General features: G+C 40.7%; 15 protein-coding genes and 1 tRNA gene. 5 read left to right on the forward strand and 11 right to left on the reverse strand.

Features of this window, described 5'->3' with window-relative positions; genetic code table 11:
• Positions 1-26 precede the first annotated feature (26 nt).
• Both rsmI and ALE3EI_RS04930 read left to right on the forward strand, forming a co-directional pair.
• Positions 27-698 (forward strand): 16S rRNA (cytidine(1402)-2'-O)-methyltransferase, encoded by a 672-nt coding sequence (gene rsmI / locus ALE3EI_RS04925; protein ID WP_186991469.1) that lies wholly within the window; start codon positions 27-29, stop codon positions 696-698.
• On the forward strand, positions 699-1,277 hold the full coding sequence (locus tag ALE3EI_RS04930; RefSeq protein WP_186991471.1) for a uracil-DNA glycosylase family protein: 579 nt from the start codon (positions 699-701) through the stop codon (positions 1,275-1,277).
• On the opposite strand, the gene ALE3EI_RS04935 is transcribed toward ALE3EI_RS04930, so the two are convergent.
• Positions 1,274-1,864, reverse strand: a complete 591-nt coding sequence (locus tag ALE3EI_RS04935; RefSeq protein ID WP_186991475.1) for a carboxymuconolactone decarboxylase family protein — start codon at positions 1,862-1,864, stop codon at positions 1,274-1,276. The two genes, ALE3EI_RS04930 and ALE3EI_RS04935, sit on opposite strands and share 4 nt — an antisense overlap.
• Positions 1,865-2,030: 166 nt before the next feature.
• Here ALE3EI_RS04935 and recJ point away from each other — a divergent pair, with 166 nt between their 5' ends.
• The gene (gene recJ / locus ALE3EI_RS04940) at positions 2,031-3,722 is read left to right on the forward strand and encodes a single-stranded-DNA-specific exonuclease RecJ (RefSeq protein WP_186991477.1); all 1,692 of its coding nucleotides are present in this window, start codon (positions 2,031-2,033) and stop codon (positions 3,720-3,722) included.
• Here the strand turns inward: recJ and ALE3EI_RS04945 are convergent.
• The 4 genes from ALE3EI_RS04945 to ALE3EI_RS04960 all read right to left on the reverse strand — a co-directional run bounded on the left by ALE3EI_RS04945 (position 3,712) and on the right by ALE3EI_RS04960 (position 7,006).
• Positions 3,712-4,470 carry a UDP-2,3-diacylglucosamine diphosphatase gene (locus ALE3EI_RS04945; RefSeq protein WP_186991480.1) on the reverse strand — a complete coding sequence of 253 codons (759 nt, stop codon included), beginning with the start codon at positions 4,468-4,470 and terminating at the stop codon, positions 3,712-3,714. The two genes, recJ and ALE3EI_RS04945, sit on opposite strands and share 11 nt — an antisense overlap.
• Before the next feature lie 30 nt (positions 4,471-4,500).
• Entirely contained in the window at positions 4,501-4,950 is a 450-nt protein-coding gene (locus ALE3EI_RS04950; protein WP_186991483.1) for a 6-pyruvoyl trahydropterin synthase family protein, read from the reverse strand.
• A gap of 122 nt (positions 4,951-5,072) precedes the next feature.
• Positions 5,073-6,407, reverse strand: coding sequence for an MATE family efflux transporter (locus ALE3EI_RS04955; RefSeq protein ID WP_186992306.1), 1,335 nt, complete (start codon positions 6,405-6,407; stop codon positions 5,073-5,075).
• 98 nt (positions 6,408-6,505) lie between these two features.
• A complete protein-coding gene (locus tag ALE3EI_RS04960; RefSeq protein WP_186991486.1) occupies positions 6,506-7,006 on the reverse strand; it encodes a GNAT family N-acetyltransferase in 501 nt (166 codons plus the stop codon).
• A gap of 51 nt (positions 7,007-7,057) precedes the next feature.
• On the opposite strand from ALE3EI_RS04960, the gene ALE3EI_RS04965 reads away from it, so the two are divergent.
• Both ALE3EI_RS04965 and ALE3EI_RS04970 read left to right on the forward strand, forming a co-directional pair.
• Positions 7,058-7,849: a universal stress protein gene (locus ALE3EI_RS04965; protein ID WP_186991488.1), complete on the forward strand. Its 792-nt coding sequence runs from the start codon at positions 7,058-7,060 to the stop codon at positions 7,847-7,849.
• Positions 7,850-7,909: 60 nt separating this feature from the next.
• Positions 7,910-7,983, forward strand: a tRNA-Ala gene (locus tag ALE3EI_RS04970).
• Between the two features lie 62 nt (positions 7,984-8,045).
• On the opposite strand, the gene ALE3EI_RS04975 is transcribed toward ALE3EI_RS04970, so the two are convergent.
• The 6 genes from ALE3EI_RS04975 to ALE3EI_RS05000 all read right to left on the reverse strand — a co-directional run bounded on the left by ALE3EI_RS04975 (position 8,046) and on the right by ALE3EI_RS05000 (position 18,260).
• Complete coding sequence (locus ALE3EI_RS04975) at positions 8,046-8,582, reverse strand: hypothetical protein (protein ID WP_186991490.1); 537 nt, start codon at positions 8,580-8,582, stop codon at positions 8,046-8,048.
• Between the two features lie 120 nt (positions 8,583-8,702).
• Positions 8,703-9,557: an alpha/beta hydrolase family protein gene (locus ALE3EI_RS04980; RefSeq protein ID WP_186991493.1), complete on the reverse strand. Its 855-nt coding sequence runs from the start codon at positions 9,555-9,557 to the stop codon at positions 8,703-8,705.
• The gene (locus ALE3EI_RS04985; RefSeq protein WP_186991496.1) at positions 9,554-12,286 is read right to left on the reverse strand and encodes a PD-(D/E)XK nuclease family protein; all 2,733 of its coding nucleotides are present in this window, start codon (positions 12,284-12,286) and stop codon (positions 9,554-9,556) included. Before ALE3EI_RS04985 ends, ALE3EI_RS04980 begins: the two co-directional genes overlap by 4 nt.
• 64 nt (positions 12,287-12,350) lie before the next feature.
• Positions 12,351-13,742 carry an OmpA family protein gene (locus tag ALE3EI_RS04990; RefSeq protein WP_186991499.1) on the reverse strand — a complete coding sequence of 464 codons (1,392 nt, stop codon included), beginning with the start codon at positions 13,740-13,742 and terminating at the stop codon, positions 12,351-12,353.
• A gap of 122 nt (positions 13,743-13,864) precedes the next feature.
• Positions 13,865-15,064, reverse strand: a complete 1,200-nt coding sequence (gene kbl / locus ALE3EI_RS04995; protein ID WP_186991501.1) for a glycine C-acetyltransferase — start codon at positions 15,062-15,064, stop codon at positions 13,865-13,867.
• A 40-nt stretch (positions 15,065-15,104) separates the two neighbouring features.
• Positions 15,105-18,260 carry a UvrD-helicase domain-containing protein gene (locus tag ALE3EI_RS05000; protein WP_186991504.1) on the reverse strand — a complete coding sequence of 1,052 codons (3,156 nt, stop codon included), beginning with the start codon at positions 18,258-18,260 and terminating at the stop codon, positions 15,105-15,107.
• Between the last annotated feature and the right edge of the window lie 27 nt (positions 18,261-18,287).

Consider the following 18,287-nt stretch of genomic DNA (forward strand, 5'->3'; position numbering starts at 1 on the left):
TTAAAGAGAGATCAAGATCTAAAAGTATGGGAAAACTCTATCTGGTGCCTACACCTATCGGCAATTTAAAGGATATGACCTTTAGAGCGATAGAAGTTTTGGAGAAAGCCGACCTTATTTTAGCCGAAGACACCCGTACCAGCGGAAAACTTCTAAAGCACTATAATATTACTACGCATATGCAGTCCCATCATATGCATAATGAACATAAAACCACTGACGCCATAGTTCAAAAAATCCAGAGTGGTGATACTATCGCCCTTATAAGTGATGCAGGAACTCCGTCAATTAGTGACCCGGGGTTTTTGTTGACCCGAGCCTGTGTTGAAGCAGGGATTGAAGTGGATTGCCTTCCCGGTCCTACGGCCTTTGTACCTGCTTTAGTGAATAGCGGACTACCGAGTGATAAGTTTGTTTTTGAGGGGTTTTTACCTGTAAAGAAGGGGCGCCAGACCCGACTACTACTATTGTCCGAAGACACCCGAACCATCATTTTTTATGAATCTCCACATAAGCTCTTAAAGACGTTAAAGCAATTCGTGGAATATTTTGGAGCCGACCGCCCTGTTTCAGTGTCAAGGGAACTTACTAAGTTACACGAAGAAACTATAAGGGGTACAGTTTCAGAAGTTGCAGCACATTTTGAGAGTAAACCTCCTAAAGGAGAATTGGTTGTTATTGTGGGAGGGAAAAAATAAATGCAGTCACTTTTAGAAGATATTAGGGCTTGTAAGATTTGCAAAGCTTATTTACCCCTAGGGCCAAGACCCGTTGTGGCCGCACACCCGGATTCCAGGATAGCCATTATTGGTCAGGCTCCCGGGACAAAGGTCCACAAGACCGGAATTCCGTGGGATGATCCCAGCGGGAAGCAATTAAGAAAATGGTTGAATGTAAGTGATGAGGATTTTTATGATACGGCAAAATTTGCCATCGTTCCTATGGGATTTTGTTACCCGGGGAGAGGAAAGAGTGGTGATCTGCCTCCCAGGAAGGAATGCGCAGCACAATGGCATGAACAATTGATGCACTCCATGCCCAAATTGAAATTAACACTACTTGTAGGGATGTATGCTCAAAACTATTATTTAAAGGATCGCGCTAAAAGCACACTTACCGAAACAGTACGAAGTTATACGGAGTATTTACCTAAATTTTTGCCATTGCCACATCCTTCTCCAAGAAACCGATTCTGGCTAAGCAAAAACCCCTGGTTTGAAGCTGAGGTTATACCGGTACTTCAACTACAGCTGAGCACAGTTCTAGACGCAGATTAAACATGTTTTCCCTTTTCCCATCCATGCTTTCCGAGATATTGTTTTCCGCTTTCAACAGCTCCATCTTCAATCGAAGTACCCATCGAATCGTTCCAACGGTTTAAGTAACCAAACAAGGAGATCACGCCAAGCATTTCCACAATTTCTCCTTCATCCCAATGGGCGTACAACCGTTCTTTTATTTCTTCATTTACCGCATTGGGAACCTGAGAGGCTGCCAGTGAAAAGTCCAAGGCGGCTCGTTCGGCATCGTTAAATGCAGGGTGAGAACGGTATTCCCAAATATTATCCAGTTGCTCCTGCTCGGCCCCATATCGTTCGGCGGCACGAATAGCATGCGCCTGACAATAGCGACATCCCGTTGCATTACTACTCACCCAGGCGATCATTCTTTTTAGCGCCGAGGTTACCCTGCCTTCATTGGCCATGACAGCTTTATTGAGATTGATAAACGCCTTGCTTATGGCCGGTCTGCGCTGCATGGTAAGCACAGAATTGGGACAAAACCCAAGGGTTTCATTGAAAAAGGCGGCGAGTTCTTTGGTTTCGGGATCGTGATCTGCAGATAAAGGAGTAACTAACGGCATTGGAACGTTTTTATGTACTGAGGAATCGAAAGTACGAAAAGGAGTTTCTAAAAACCAATTAATTTGTATCTTTACACTACTTCCTCCCCTTAAAACATTTCTGCAGATCCTTTATCGTGTTGACTGGTACGATTTGTATTTTTGATCGACAGAAGTTTTATTACCTATGCGCTGGACTCTTAAACCCAAACCCGAATCGGAAAAAGTTATCGCACTTGCTGAGGCATTAGGAGTAGACACTATTATTGCTACCCTTTTGCTTCAACGGGGTATTGAAAGCTTTGACGCGGCAAGAGCATTTTTCAGACCTTCGTTAAACGACCTCCACGATCCATATCTCATGAAAGATATGCGGGAGGCGGTAGACAGGATAGAAGCAGCGATAGCTTCCGAAGAAAACATCCTTGTCTATGGAGATTACGACGTAGATGGCACGACAAGCGTTGCTCTGGTTTCTTCTTTTCTGAAAACATTTTATCCTAATGTTGCTACCTATATTCCCGATCGCTATGAGGAAGGGTACGGAATATCCTATATGGGAATCGACTTTGCGCATGACAATGATTTTTCACTCATCATCGCGTTGGACTGTGGAATAAAAGCCATTGAAAAAGTGGCATATGCCGCTGAAAAGGGGGTCGACTTTATCATTTGTGATCATCACCGACCAGGACCGGAAATTCCGAAAGCAGTAGCGGTTCTTGACCCGAAACGGGAAGATTGCCTTTACCCATATAAAGAGTTGTGTGGCTGTGGTGTTGGATTTAAGCTTATCTCGGCCATCACACAACACAGAAACCTGCCAAAGGACGATCTGCTGCTGTATCTCGACCTCGTTGCCACTGCAATTGGGGCCGATATCGTTCCAATTACCGGTGAAAACCGAATTCTGGCATACTACGGACTGAAAATGATAAACAGCAATCCCAGAACGGGATTTAAGGCCATACTGAAGCAACTAAAAAAACAGACCCTTACCATAACCGATGTGGTTTTTATTATCGCTCCGCGAATTAATGCTGCGGGGAGAATGAAACACGGTAATCATGCAGTGGCTTTACTCACAGAGAACGATCTTTGGCAGGCCGAAGAATATGCCAGGGAAATAGAACAGTTCAACAAAGACCGAAAAGATGCCGATAAACAGATCACCGAAGAGGCATTAGACCAGATTTTAAAGAATAAGGAAGAAGACAGGAAAACCACGGTAGTTTATGATGAGACCTGGCATAAAGGTGTCATAGGAATTGTTGCGTCCAGACTTACCGAAACCTATTATCGTCCCACCTTGGTTTTTACCAAAAGTGGCGAAAAACTGGCCGCCTCGGCGAGATCGGTAAAAGGGTTTGACGTTTATAATGCGCTGGAAGGCTGTGCTGATTATATTGAACAATTTGGCGGACATAAATATGCCGCCGGACTTACACTGGAGGAGAAGGACTTTGAAAATTTTAAAGCAGCTTTTGAAAAGGTGGTTTCAGAAAGCATAGACCCTAAACTCCTTATACCGGAGGTATCAATCGATGCTGAAATTAATTTAACCGACATTACGCCAAAATTCTACCGTATACTGAAGCAGTTCGCTCCTTTCGGCCCCGGAAATATGACTCCGGTATTTATGACCCGTCACTTAACCGATACCGGAGCAGGAAAATGTGTGGGAGAAGATAACAGTCATTTAAGAGTTGTAGTTAAACAAGGAAATTCTTCCCACTTTACCGGAATTGGCTTTGGCATGGGTCATAAATTTAAAATTGTTAGTAATGGCAGCCCTTTTAAGGCCGCTTATGTGATCGATGAAAATGAATGGCAAGGGCAAGTAAGTCTCCAGCTAAGATTGAAGGATCTTAAGGCTTAAACTTTTTAAGTTTGAATTCTGCTCCGTCGAAACTTCCGTAAGTATAGTGATTGATCCAATCCCCAAGATTAAAATAGGTCGATCCCTCTCCAATTTTGATCTCCATGGGCAGATGTCTGTGCCCGAATATGAAATAATCGTAATGCTTTAATTCCAGTTTTCGTTTGGCATATTGAGCGAGCCATTCATTTTCATCCCCGAGAAAATTCTTGTCTTCATCACCAGAGATAAGCTTATTTTTTACTGAAAGATGTTGCGCAAGTCGCACTCCCAAATCGGGATGGAGCCAGCGAAACAACCATTTTGAAAACGAATTGGTAAACACTTTTTTCATGCGCTTATAGCCCTTATCTCCCGGGCCTTTTCCATCCCCATGACCAATTAGGAATACCTTATCGTTCAAGGTAAATTCCTTGGGTTCGTGATACACTGGAATATTGAGCTCGGTTTCGAAGTAATCATGCATCCACAGGTCGTGATTTCCGACGAAAAAATAGACGGGAATACCGCTGTCGCTAATCTCGGCGAGTTTCCCCAGCACTCTTACAAAACCTTTTGGAACAACAGTTTTGTATTCGAACCAAAAGTCGAATAGATCGCCTAACAAAAATATGGCAGCAGCATCGTGTTTCACATGATCCAGCCATTGAACGAATTTTTTTTCACGAGGAAGGCTTTCAGCCATCGTTGGCGCTCCTAAGTGATTATCGCTGGAGAAGTAAACTTTTTTTCCTTGCGGGATTTGCATGGGGTAAATATAGTAAAAAGGTTGACGGAGTTAATTCTCATCGGCAAACCATTCGGCGTAACTGGTAGCTGTTTCCTGAAGTTTTAAGGAATGAAGGCGTATATTTTCAGGTAAACGGGCTTTGATCTTTTCTGCAAAATCAATGACCATCATTTCACTGGTAGGCTGATAATCGACCAGCAATACATTATGTCCCCTGTCCTGAAGTTCTTTCGCCAACTCTACATGAGGGGTATTTTTATTAAAAACAGTGGCATGGTCGAACACATTAACGATCTCTTCTTTAACGATATGTTTCAGGTCTCCAAAATCGATCACCATTCCGTATTTTACATGTTCGGAATCATTAATTGGAGATCCAATTACGGTTACTGAGAGCTTATAACTGTGCCCGTGAACATTTCTACATTTTCCGTCATACCCGTAGAGTGCATGTCCGGTTTCAAAAGAAAATTGTTTGGTAATGCGAATATTACTCATTTTCGTCTTCTCAGTTTGTTGACTACTACAATGATAATTAGCAGAAGACCTAGTAATAAAAAGAGCCCGTTACCGCTTAGAAGTTGCATGATGTCCATGGCATAAAATTTTAGTAAAAGTATCTATTTTTCAACTAATGGGAGATACTTTCGCTTAAATTTAATAATTAGGGCAACAGCACGGTATGCCACCCAAATGATTAGCGCTATCCAAATTCCCTTCAGTCCCCATCCCATGTATTTTGAGAAAAACAATACCGGTATAAACCCAAATAGTGTAGCGCTAAGAAGGACATTCCGCAAATAACTCATTTCTCCTAGCCCTTTGAAAATAGAATCTAAGGTAAATGCCAAAGCGTTAAAAGGAAGGCATAAAAGTACCAGGAAATACATTCCGTAGAAAATTGACAGCACTTCAGGGTCCTTATTGAATAATGCGCCAACAGGTTGATACAGGAAAGCTCCAATGATAATAAGAACAGCGGCAATACCCAGATTATATAAATTTACCCGCCTCATTAATTTCCAGAGTGTATTATAATCTTTCTCACCAAGTAATTTTCCACCGAGAATATTTCCTGCAGCACCATAACCGTCGATAAAAAATGCTGTAAAAATCCACACGTTAAACGCTATGGTGTGGGCAGCGATATAGTTCGTTCCCAGTCCGGTTGCCTCACGGGTCGCAAGAATTAGCGCCCCATTGAGGGCAATTGAGCGGACGAATAGGTTGAGGCTCATGCTTACTAGCCTGTTGATCTCCGGGTGGAGTGGAAATTTTAACCGAAGCGATACTTCGGTTTTTTTAAGTAGAAAAATCAGTGCAATGACGGCCATCACTATTTGAGATATAAGGCTTGCCCAGGCGGCTCCTTCGATGTTCATCGCAGGAATCACGCCTTCAATACCATAGACAAGGGCAAAGTCGAGTGCAATGTTTAGTGTGGCTCCAATTCCGGCAACGATCATGGGCCAAAACGTGTTTTGCAGCCCCCTAAAGAGACCGAATACCGCAAACGTGAAAAGCGTAAGCGGGAAGCCCCAAACACGAATGTTGTAGTAATCGATGCTAAAATCCAGGATCATTCCGGTGGCATTGAACAATCCAAAGATCTCTTCCACGAAAAAGTAAGTTCCTCCCAGGACGATAATGCTTAGGGCAACATTAAAGTAAATGGCCTGTGCCGGAAAATTCTGGAGGGTTGAAATATTGCCAGCTCCCAGATTTTGAGAGACAATGGCCGAGATAGCGCTGCGTGTTTGGCCCAGGATCCAGATAAGCGCTGATAGAAACGTACCAACGATCCCAACCGCCGCCAGGGATTCGGTACCAAATTGAGAAATATTGCCAACAACTGCGGCATCGGTGCTGGAAAGTACAGGTTCGGCAATTCCCGAAATGATCGCCGGAAGCGCCAATTGTTGTATGCGTTTAAAGGAAATGTTGGTGGCTGCCATTTTCATGACAAAGGTAGGGCTTATCGCAAGGGAAAATAAAATATGAGTATTACAATTTTTAATTCTGAAGTAAGGAAATCTTATTCTGCTATTTCAATTTATAGCACAAGTTCGTAACAATAAAACGGAAATTCACTTTGCTTCGGGAAGAAGATATTTCCCAACTGGGTGTAACCGCGTGCTTTATAAAATTTCTGGTTACGAATATTTTTGCTGAAAGTATCTAGACGAATAGAAGCTGCTTTTTTTTCACGGGCATATGCTTCGGCATAATCCATCAACGCTCTTGCATAGCCTTTCTTTTGGTGCTCCGGATGAACTGCTAGTCTATGAATGTATAGGTTGTTACTATCCGGGGTTAACCAAGTGATGTCGTTGTATTCTTCATCTTTTTCCGAGGATATTACAATACATCCCGTTATGGCGGTTTCAGAAAGAAGAACGAATAACTCATCCCGTTTCAGATCATTTTTAAACGCTTCTGGATTGGGATAATGTTCATTCCATTGGTAGATTCCTTCCGAAGCCATTTTTGCCCCACAAGCTCTGGTGATTGTTATAATTTTCTCAATTTCCGTTGGTTTGGCCTTCCGAATCATTTTTAAAAATTAATTTTGCACAGAAATATAGGTAAAAGTAATACTACTAGGATGAAAAATATATTGGTTCCCATAGGGTCTTCAGAAAATTCAGTGAGTAATCTGCAGTACGCTATCGATCTTGCCCAGGAGATGGATGCCTATGTCTATGTAATTTCAGTCTTTCAGGAATTATCGAAAGTAGGAGGGCTTACTAAAGTAAATGCGTTAATAAAGGAAGAGACCGAAAATCGTTTAGAAGAAGTGGTTTCGAAGGTCAATAAGCGGGATGTGACGGTGATTGCTCACCCTATTAAGGGATCTGTTGTGGAGAGTATTAATCGTTTTAACAGACATGTTCATGTGGATCTTATGGTTTTATCTCCCCGAAGTAATTCTATACGGGAAGAGGTGTACTTAGGAAATACTTCAGGAAAGATCATGAAAAGTACCAATATCCCTATTTTGGTAGTGCCGGAAGGGGCAGTTTTTCAACAACCGTCTTCCATGCTAATGGCATTTAAGAACGGAAGCTTTGAAAAGAAAACCTTAGAGCCGGTAAAGCAGTTCGTAAAACATTTTGGCACCGAAGTGCATGTCCTTCATGTTGAAACTCCTGAAACAACCGATGATATGAAGGAGGTGAGCCCGAGATTAACGAAGCTACAGAGCTCTTATGCTAAAGCAGAAAACGCGACAACGTATCAGGCTGTTTTAGAGCATTATCACGACAAGGAAGCCGATATGTTGTGTGTTGTGCGAAGAAAGCGCGGTTTTTTCAAGAAGTTGTGGGAAAAGAATGTGGTATTAAAGCGGGAATTTCACACCAGTAAACCTTTGCTCGTTTTACAGGTTCAGGAATAAAAATTTTCTTATTTTCGCATACATTTTGATATTGATTCAGATCCTTATTAAAATATTCTTGGGGATGTAGCTCAGCTGGCTAGAGTGCTTGACTGGCAGTCAAGAGGTCGTGGGTTCGAGTCCCATCTTCTCCACGAAAAAAGCAGTGCATTGGCACTGCTTTTTTATTTATTATCAGGGAGTTCGCTTTACTCTTTTAGTTGCAAACTTCAAATTGCATAGCCCAGCTATTTCCTCCAATTGGGTTTCCAGCACCCCAGGCGGTTTCCTCATCTCCGGTCACGGTATTGACTACTACGGCATGCGCAGCAACTATAATACACTCTCCTGAGGCAAGACTTATACCGGTATTACCTACCACCACTTCGGTTGTCCCCGGGTTATGGGTATCCTTAAAAGGAAAATGGCCTATTTTAGGATTTCCGCCACCATTGGTAGGAAGTCCACTCAACGGACCAATGTACAAATGGGTTTCAACGATTTCCCAATCGCCTTCAGAAGTATACGTCACAGCTACCTCACCATTGTCTAAGGCTACTGTAACGATTCCAGAGAGAATATGCTGACCGGCAAGTAGGTCGGTTTGACCCAGATTTGTGGTTGGGTCTGGAGTTTCTTCTCCCGTAATTAAATTGGCATAATTATCTTCCACAGTATTGACTGTTGGTTCGGTGGAGCAGGCGGTTAGTAAGAGCAATGAAAATAGTGTTGAAAGTAATTTTGTAAATTTCATAATCTTCTATTTTACAGTTAGTAAGCTCCGAATATATAAAATAAAATGTATTTTAACCTAAAAAATAGCATTTAATCGATAAAAAACGCTCTAATCGAAATTGAATGTTAAGAGGCGTGCTTATTTATTTGGCTGTTGGAAGAAATTTGCAGTTAATTTAGTTGCTCTCATTAAGTCATGAGGTAAATTTTCTTTATTCCACGGATGGCTTGCCCCAAAAACGTGGTCGGCTCCGTTAATGATTTCCAATTTACTCTCCGGATTCCAGGAATGAATGGCTTTAGCTTCCTTAATGGACACAGTAGGGTCTTCGCTGCCATGTATGATCAATTGAGGAACTTTTATTTGCTTTACTGCACGGGATATGGTAAGTCGGGTCTTATGTTGTATAAAATCCTCATAAAACTGAAAATTGAGAGGTAATTGCTGTTTGGTTCTGCTGTTTTCAATATAGCTGATACCGGTTTCTCTCCAGATATTAAATGCTTCCGTGCCTACCTGGAAACGTGCTTCAAAATCACTTACTGCTGCCCAGGTTGCTACTTTTTTAATACGAGAGTCTTCTTCGGTTTTTATAAGTGCGATGCTACCGCCCCTGCTATGTCCAAGAAGACCAAGCCGATTGAAGTCAATTCGGTTTTTCCATTTTATAGACGATTGTAAGTGATCAAGCATCCTGTCCAGATCGTCGAGTTCTATACTGAAATTGTTTTGAGCAAAGGTCTCAGGATCGGGGAAATCGACAGGTTGTTCTAAGGTTCCACCGTTATGGGAAAAGTTAAACTTTACGAAAAAAAAGCCTGCATTTGCAAATTGTTTGGCAACAAGGTCCCAGACACCCCAATCTTTGAACCCTTTAAAACCATGGCAGAAGATGATCAATGGTTTTTCATTATCAGACGGGGTATAAAAAACGTCATACAGTAGAGGTTTTTTAGAGGTTTCGGCCAGTACCAGATTTTTTTCTATGATCATGTGTCTGTTTCTTTTTCAATGAATGGTTTTTCGTCATCGCATATTTCCATAATTAATTTCCGAAGCTCATTCTTAAAACGCTGAAGGACTTCAGCATTAATTTCATAATTTTTTGTTCGACTGTGCGAAGAAGGTTTTGTAGCGAATTTAAGAAACCCATTTTTAAGGTTTTTAAAGGAAATAATCCCGGCATTTGCCTCGTGCACATTTAATTCACCGTCCATCATTAAAGCATATGCTAATACTTGAAATGCTTTACTGTATTTATAGTCGGTGTTGAGGGATTCCCAATCCACGATCTCAAGATCTCCCTGTGTCACGGAACCTGTCTTATAATCGATTATACGCAGGACTCCGTTGTATTCGTCAACCCGATCTACTTTTCCACGCAAATTAACGGGAAAATCTAATTGAGGTATTGGAATCTCAATTCGTAGGTCCGATTCGATTTTTAAAATTTTAATTGAATTTCCGGCTTTCAGTTCGCCAATTTCCATGTCGATCAAATTCTGAACATAGCGTTTGGCCACTTCAAAAATAATGAGGTTCTTTCCAATGAGAAAGGTTCCTCCTTTAAATGTTTTTTTAAACTGAACAGTTATTTCTGTTTCCACTTTTTCCTTTAACTGATGAAGGAGCTCGAGCGTTAAGAAACTTCCTTCCAGGGGCTCATAAAATACCTGAAGCGTATCGTGAACGATAGTCCCGAGTGTATTATAATCGACAGTTTCTTCAACCTCTTCAAGTTCCTTTATACCAAGTACTTTTTGTTGGTAAAAATCAATTGGATTTCGAATGTAGGAGGTTAAGGATGATGGAGAAAAGCCGTTGATTGCGATTTCCTGTATGCGCTCCATAACATCAGTCGTTTTCTCGATCTGTTTCAATGTCTTAGAATGCAACTGAATTTTGGGAGTGATCACTTCCTGTTTAATTTGATGATGAGGTTGTTTTTCTACTTCCAGTTGCAGCAGGAATCTGCTCCTTTCTCCCGTATTGATGCCATCGGTAAAGTTATTGTAAAGCAGTGTTATGTTTTTTGCCCGCTGCAACAGTCTGTAAAAATGATAGGTGTAGATCGCATCCTTTTCGTAATACATGGGAAGTCCGAACTCAGCTTTTAGGTCGTAGGTAATAAAGGAGGCATTCGATTTTCCTGAAGGCAATACACCTTCATTTACAGAGGTCATGATCACATGCTCAAAATCGAGAACCCGAGTTTCTAGAACTCCCATGATCTGAAGTCCGGTAAAGGCATCTCCTTTAAAGTCGAGGGTTGTGGTAGCGATAAGTTCAGAAAATAATGAATATACAGTTTTTACACTTTTAAGGTGAGCGTATTGATCACTGAGGCTACGAATTTTTTTAAAGATAGTGTGCAATTGGAAATACAGAACTTTATCGATCTTATGGGAGGCAGTTTTCTCATGTAGCTGCTGTATTATATTAAGGCATGTTTCCAGTGCTGTATTTGCCCTATCCTGCCAGCTGTCGAAAAGTACCATAAGTATTTCGCGGTCCATCGATTCTGCAAGGGACAACAGTTTTTCGAGCGTAATATGTGTAAGATTCTTACTTGAGATTTCGGATACTATATGTTCGGGCGAGCACAGCAACACAGAGGCGACAGGATGCGTCATTAACCGGATGAGATCTTTGTAATAAAAGGTTTCAGGATCTGATTGATGTGTATACAACAGGCTATTAAAGAATTGAGTAGTGGGGAAGGATCGCAGCGAAACTCCCATGGTAATATTTACGGTGTCTATATTAGGAGGTAGCGAATAGAGCAGGGGAACCAGGAGGGTTTCGTCTGCTAGCACGATCGCAGTGTTCGCAATTTCTTCGGAAGTCATTTCCTTGATAAGTTGGCCTACATATTTAGCCTGACCGGTATTCTTTTGAACCTCAGCAAACCTGAAGTTTTTTTCCCTCTGGTAATTGTTTGGAAGTGCTGGAAAGGGATTTGAGCTATAGTACTTCCAGTTTTTTTTGTATGCTCTCAGAAACCGGGAGGCACTGTGTTGGGGGTCGTTAAAAAAGTGAATATCCATATCCCAGTAGATCTTACTGTTACCGGTTTCCAGTAATTCCTGAATGATATGTTGCTCTGCATTGTTTAAGGCATTAAAACCAATAAAAACATGTTGTTTATGCCCGTGATTTAAAATATAATGTTCGAGGTCTTCAGAAGCTTTTCTGTAGACCATCCCTTGATAGCCCAGCTTGTCTTGAAGTAAGAGTTCTTTTAAATTCGTATAAAATTCCGGTAGACTTTCCCAGAAGGAAATATAGTTTTGTATTAGTTCGGTTTGTTCACTTTTAACGTTCCAAAGTTCCATGGATTTAATACTCCCCAGATAACTAAAGAAAGATTCTGTATCTATCAAATATCTATCGATCTCACTGAAGTCGTTAAGAAGAGTCTGAATCCACGAACTAAAGGAATCGAAGTCTTCTTTTTCTGATATGCTATCCGTTTGTTGATAGGCTTGATAGCTTTTAAAGAGAAGGTGAGATGCATCTATAATTCGAAGGTCTGAAAGTTCCTCTACAAACTCTTCGATACTAATGATGTGTGGTGAAAATATTGTTCTGTTCGTTGCTGTACGTAGGTGGTGTTTTAAGAATCCACCGGCTCTCTTACTTGGAAGAATTAGGGTGAGTTGAGAAATATCTTCATATTCTTTGAGAAGTGACTCAATAGTTTCTTCAAGAAAAGTTCGCATGCTATAAAAATAAAAAACGCCTTCGATTAACGAAGGCGTTTTTCTTTATTTATTTGAGTTTCTCTTATTTCTGAAGAGAGATCTCTACACGTCGGTTTTGTTGTCTACCGGCTGCGGTATTATTTGTAGCAACTGGTCTTTCTTCACCGTATCCTTTAGAAGTCAATCTGTTTGCAGGCATACCGATAGTAGTTAAGTACTGCATAACTGAAGCAGCTCTTTCGTTAGAAAGCTTCATGTTATAAGCATCACTACCTCTGCTGTCTGTGTGACCTTCAATATGGAATATTGTGTTTGGATATTCTTTCATGATATCAGCAATACTCTGAAGAGCAGAATAAGACTCCTGACGGATCGATGACTTATCGTAGTCGAAAAGGATCGTCTTAGAGTACTCATTCAATTGCTTGATGATCTCTACAGTTACTTCAGGACATCCGTTGTTTGCAACAGTTCCTGGAACATCTGGACACTGATCATCTTTGTCAAGAACACCGTCACCGTCTCTATCTTTGTAAGGACATCCGTTGTTAGCTTTAGGACCAGCTTCATTAGGACAAGCATCTTCAGCATCGGTAATACCATCACCGTCTGCATCAGGACATCCGTTAAGAGAAGCAAGACCTGCTACAGTAGGACAAGCATCCTGTGGATCTGGAATACCATCACCGTCAGTATCAGGACATCCATTGTACTCAGCTAAACCTGGAGTATTAGGACATGCATCATTTCTATCTTCGATTCCGTCACCGTCAGTATCAGGACATCCGTTGAATTCTGGTAAACCAGGAGTTTCTGGACATTCATCATCCTGATCGTAGATTCCATCACCATCTGTATCTTTTCCACCGAATTTGAACATAATCCCTGCAGAGTGCTGGAAATGTTGGATTCCGTAATCATCTTCAAATGCATACTTGTAAGCAGACTGAACACTTAATGCAAGATTTTCTCCGATCCAGAAACGCACACCGGCCAAACCGTTAGCAGTTCCAAATCCGATATCGTCAACCCAGGTATAACCACCACCTACACCAATAGTAGGATCGAACCAACCACCAGGACCGTTGATAAGGTCTCTAAGGCTGTATTCAATTTCTCCGTCAACGCTGTAATACGTTAGGTCGTCATTGATCTCTACATCACCAAGCTTATTAATTTTGTTAATAGCACCTGCTGCTGTAAATGAGAACCCGCTTCCAATATATCTTCCTACAGATAATCTGGAAACTGAAGGTAAGATATTCCAGTGGTCATTAGCGTTAAAATACTCATCAAAGAGATCTCCTTTTGTGGCTTCTGGAAGTCTTCCTTTATCGTCAATACCAACTGGGTAAACATCAACTGCGTTTAGACCAACTTCAATTGCCCAAGGATTATTTTCGTCTTGTGCATTTGCCACCCCAACTCCTAAAAGTAAGAGAGCAGCAACTAAAAAAGTGTTAAGATGTTTCATATTCGATTGTTTAATTTTTAAGTGTTAATTAGAGCAAAAGTAAGTTGTTAAAACTTATAAACAAAAGCAAATCTATTAAATTTTTCACAAATACAAAGCCTTTATTGTGTAAATAATGGTGCTTACGAGGTAATTACTCTTAATTTTTTCCCAACTTTTATGAAGGCATTAACCGATTTGTCCAGATGTTCTTTTGTGTGCGCAGCCGACAGCTGGACTCGTATTCGAGCTTTTCCCTTCGGAACCACCGGATAGAAGAATCCTATAACGTAGATTCCTTCTTCAAGAAGCATATCTGCCATACTTTGAGATAGTTTGGCATCGTACAGCATCACAGGAACTATAGCCGAATCCCCATCGATAATATCAAAACCGGCCTGTTTCATTTTCGATTTAAAATAGGAGGTATTTTGCTGCAGTTTATCACGTAAGGCCGTATCTGTTGAGAGCATCTCAAATACCTTAATAGAGGCTCCAACAATTGCCGGAGCAAGAGAATTTGAAAACAAATAAGGCCTTGATCGCTGTCGAAGCATTTCGATGATCTCTTTTTTCCCTGTGGTATAACCACCCATCGCTCCTCCCAATGCCTTTCCTAAAGTTCCGGTGATAATATCAATACGCCCCATAACACCCTTCTCTTCGAGCGTTCCCCTTCCGGTTTCACCAATAAATCCTGCGGCATGGCATTCATCGATCATGACCAAGGCGTCATATTTTTCGGCCAGATCGCAAATTTTATCCAAAGGAGCCACCAAACCATCCATAGAAAATACACCATCTGTCACTATAATTTTAAACCGCGATCCTGCTTCATTGGCTGCCTTGAGCTGCTGTTCAAGATCGGCCATATCGCTGTTAGCATAACGGTAACGAGCGGCTTTACATAGCCGAACGCCATCAATTATAGACGCGTGGTTTAATGAATCGCTTATTATTGCATCTTCAGGACCCAAAAGCGGTTCAAACACACCGCCGTTCGCATCAAATGCTGCGGCATAAAGGATAGTATCCTCCGTTTGGTAATAGTCGGCTATTTTTTGCTCGAGTTCTTTATGTATGTCCTGTGTTCCGCATATAAACCGAACCGAAGACATCCCAAATCCGTGCGAGTCCATCGCATCTTTCGCCGCTTGTATTACTTCCTTGTTTGAAGAGAGCCCGAGGTAGTTATTCGCACAGAAATTAATTACTTTTTCCCCGGTTGAAATGGTGATTTCAGCATCTTGAGGCGATGTAATAATTCGTTCTTTTTTATAAAGACCATTATCTTTTATTTCCTGTAATTCTTTTTGTAGATGTTCTTTTATATTTCCGTACATAAATATTGTTTTTCTCGTGCTACTTAGATCAGGTTCAAATTTAAATCTTATTTATCAAAATATCTCCTCCTACGCTATAGATTATAAGCATTTCTTTAACACTATAGCCCATATCCTGAATTGCTGCCGCATAACCTCGAATTTGTACTTCGTGATGCTCACTCATCTCGCCGGTCTTATAATCTATGATAGTTACAGATCCATCACGATTAAAATTTAGTCTATCAGGGCGTTGAATTACCCCGTCCCTTGTAATAATATCTCTTTCGTTGGCCACCCACTCGTAGTCTAAAAAATATTCGCATAATTGGGGATGCATCACTATACGGGTCATGCTATCTTTTAGATCTGTTTGTTCTTCCTTTGAAAGAAGAGGGTCCAATTCCAGCGCTTCAAAGAACGGAACTATATCATCTTTATGCGTGATTTCAGCCATGCTGTCGTGTAAAATATTTCCGGTATAGATTGCTGTTTCGGTTTCCGTTTGCCAATATGATGCTTCGGCTGAGACGATCTCGAGATTATGATCTGAGGGTTTAGACAGCGGATATTCGGGAAGGATTTGTTCCACATTTCGTATTTCCTTGGAAAGCATTGTTCTTCTTGAAACACCAAACTCATAGTCCATTTTTTCATCTTCCCACATATTCTTATGTTTGAGAAAATCTATGAATAGGCTGTTGTAATTCGTGATTTCGTTTGCAGAATTCTGTTTTACTTTTTTTGAAAAAATATAAAGTTGTTCAATGGGGCGGGTAAGCGTTACATACAGCAGGTTATAATTGTCCAATTCTAATCTTTGCCTGCGCTTTTCATGAATCTCACGGCCCGCTGCTCCATAATTTTCCACTTCGTTCTTATAATCGATTAAAACCTCAGTGAACTGCGCCGCGGGGTCATCTACCGGATACCATGATTTTGAATCCATTTCTTTGTAGATATTCACGTCGGCAAAGGGAAAAAGCACTACGGGAAATTCCAGACCTTTAGCTTTGTGTATGGTCATTAAACGCACAGCATCCACACTTTCATTTATGGGTACTGCTGAAACATCTTTTACGGTTTCCCAATATTCCAAAAACAGTTGCTTTCCACTTTGAGGTTGTTGTTCAAAGTCGAAAGCCAGATTCATAAATGCGTCCAGATATGCATCGGCTTTTTCCGCAAGCTTAAAGCTTAAAATGATTATTTCCAAACTTTCGTATAGGGAAAGCGAGTGTAATTGCTGAAAGTTAAAATCAATACCGAAAGAGGTAATTGCTTCAGAAAATTCTTCTGAAGAAAATCCCAGGAATCTTTTATAGACGGCATGGGTGTCTTCAGTACTATTTAGATGTGTAATTATAAAGTCCAGAAATTCAATTTTATGTTCATTATGATCGAAAAATAGACTTAGCGAAAGGGTGTTCAGTAAAAATTTCACCGCCGGAGAATATTGAAGCAGTAGCGTTTCAGAAGAGACTATCGGAATATCCCGCTCTAGTAGATATGAGCTCAGTTCAATTCCATCGGCCTTTTTTCGGGTCAGGATGCAAATTTCGTTAAGCGCGTATTGTTGCTTACGCAGTGACTGAATAGTTTCAAATACTTGTTGGGCATATATTTCGTGCTCTTCAGCTTTATTTTCGGCTTCATTGAAAAGGATCTTCACAAACCCGTCCTTCTTTTCATTGCACTGTTGTTGATTTCCGATTTTGTATAATTGTTGGTGTACTGAGTTCCCGAAATTTTCGGCTATATGCGTGAAGAACTCATTATTGAAGGTTATGATCTCTTTACAACTTCGCCAGTTCGTTTGAAGGTTTTCGACTTTCTTTTCTCTTATAGAGAACGGATTATCCTTGTTATAAAGTCCTATGAATTGTTCAGGGAGTCCGCCTCTCCACCGATAAATGGACTGTTTTGCGTCCCCCACCAGCAGAAGACTGGCCGATTGCTCGTCGAGATTGCTCTGAGATAACGCATTGTCAATTAGCGGTATAAGGTTTTTCCATTGAAGCAATGAAGTATCTTGAAACTCATCAATAAAAAAGTGTTGGTATTTTTCACCCAAACGCTCGTAAATAAATGGTGCCGGCTGATTGCGGATCTCATTATTTATAAGGCTGTTAAACTGTGAGATCGGAAATAAATTGCGATCGTTTTTAATGGCCTCCAATTCTTCATTAACCAAATTAATCACAGATAGCGGGATGAGATTTTTAAGAATTGAAGCATATAGTGCTTTTTTAAAATAAAGGGCTTTTGTGGTTTCAAAAGCATCTATAAAACGGGGGGTCAATTCGTCTATGGTTTCGGCAACATGAGGAGAATCTTTTAGAACACGCCCCGGATAAAGTGGTTTTTCACCTAGAGATTCCTGCCATTTTAAATTAAAATTAACGGAGTTCCCGGACTTAAGATTACCGAAATAGGCAGGAAGTGATTTATTACTGAAATCCTCAGCCTGCAATCCGCTTTCTTCAATTAACCGAAGCACTTCTGATGCGATAGCCACCAATTGAGTGCTGTATTCATGTTTAGCATTTTTAATTTTGATAGTATACTGAATAAAGTCATCTAAGGTCTTTTTTTTGAGATTCTCCACTTGAGCATTATCATTTTCACTGAATAGAATTTTTGCAGCGGAAGCAATATCTCTGGAGATATCCCAGGATTTGTCTTCATCGGTTTTTGAAAGCGCAAAATCGATAAGTACTTGAGTAATTTTTTCATTTATTCCGGCTTTACTCACCAGATTATCTACAGCTTCAGATAATAGTTGTCCTTCTTCAAGGCTCACTTCAAAATTCGAAGCCAATTTTAAATCTCTGGCGAAGGTTCGAATAAGACGATGATTGAAACTATCGATGGTTTCAACGCTAAAACCGGCATAGTGATGTATAAGATGTTTTAAGGTATTTTTTGCTCGTTCATGAAGTTGAACCTCGGTAAGCCCGGTTTCATTTGAAATCTGGATTAACATGGCAGGAGGAGAATCGACTGCGTTGGATTCAGAAAATGCTCTCAAATTTTCAACAATACGATGCTTCATTTCGGCGACGGCCTTATTGGTAAAGGTGATCGCCAGTAGATTTTTATAATAGTCGGGTTTGGGATCGGTAAGTACTTTTTTTAAATATTCTTTTACGAGTGTAAAAGTTTTTCCGCTTCCTGCGGCTGCGTCGAAGATTAAAAAAGGAATGGAATTTTTCAAGAAAAACTTTTTACTAAATTAATAAAA

Origin of the sequence: Constantimarinum furrinae (genome assembly GCF_014295415.1) — a bacterium.
Taxonomy (GTDB): domain Bacteria; phylum Bacteroidota; class Bacteroidia; order Flavobacteriales; family Flavobacteriaceae; genus Constantimarinum; species Constantimarinum furrinae.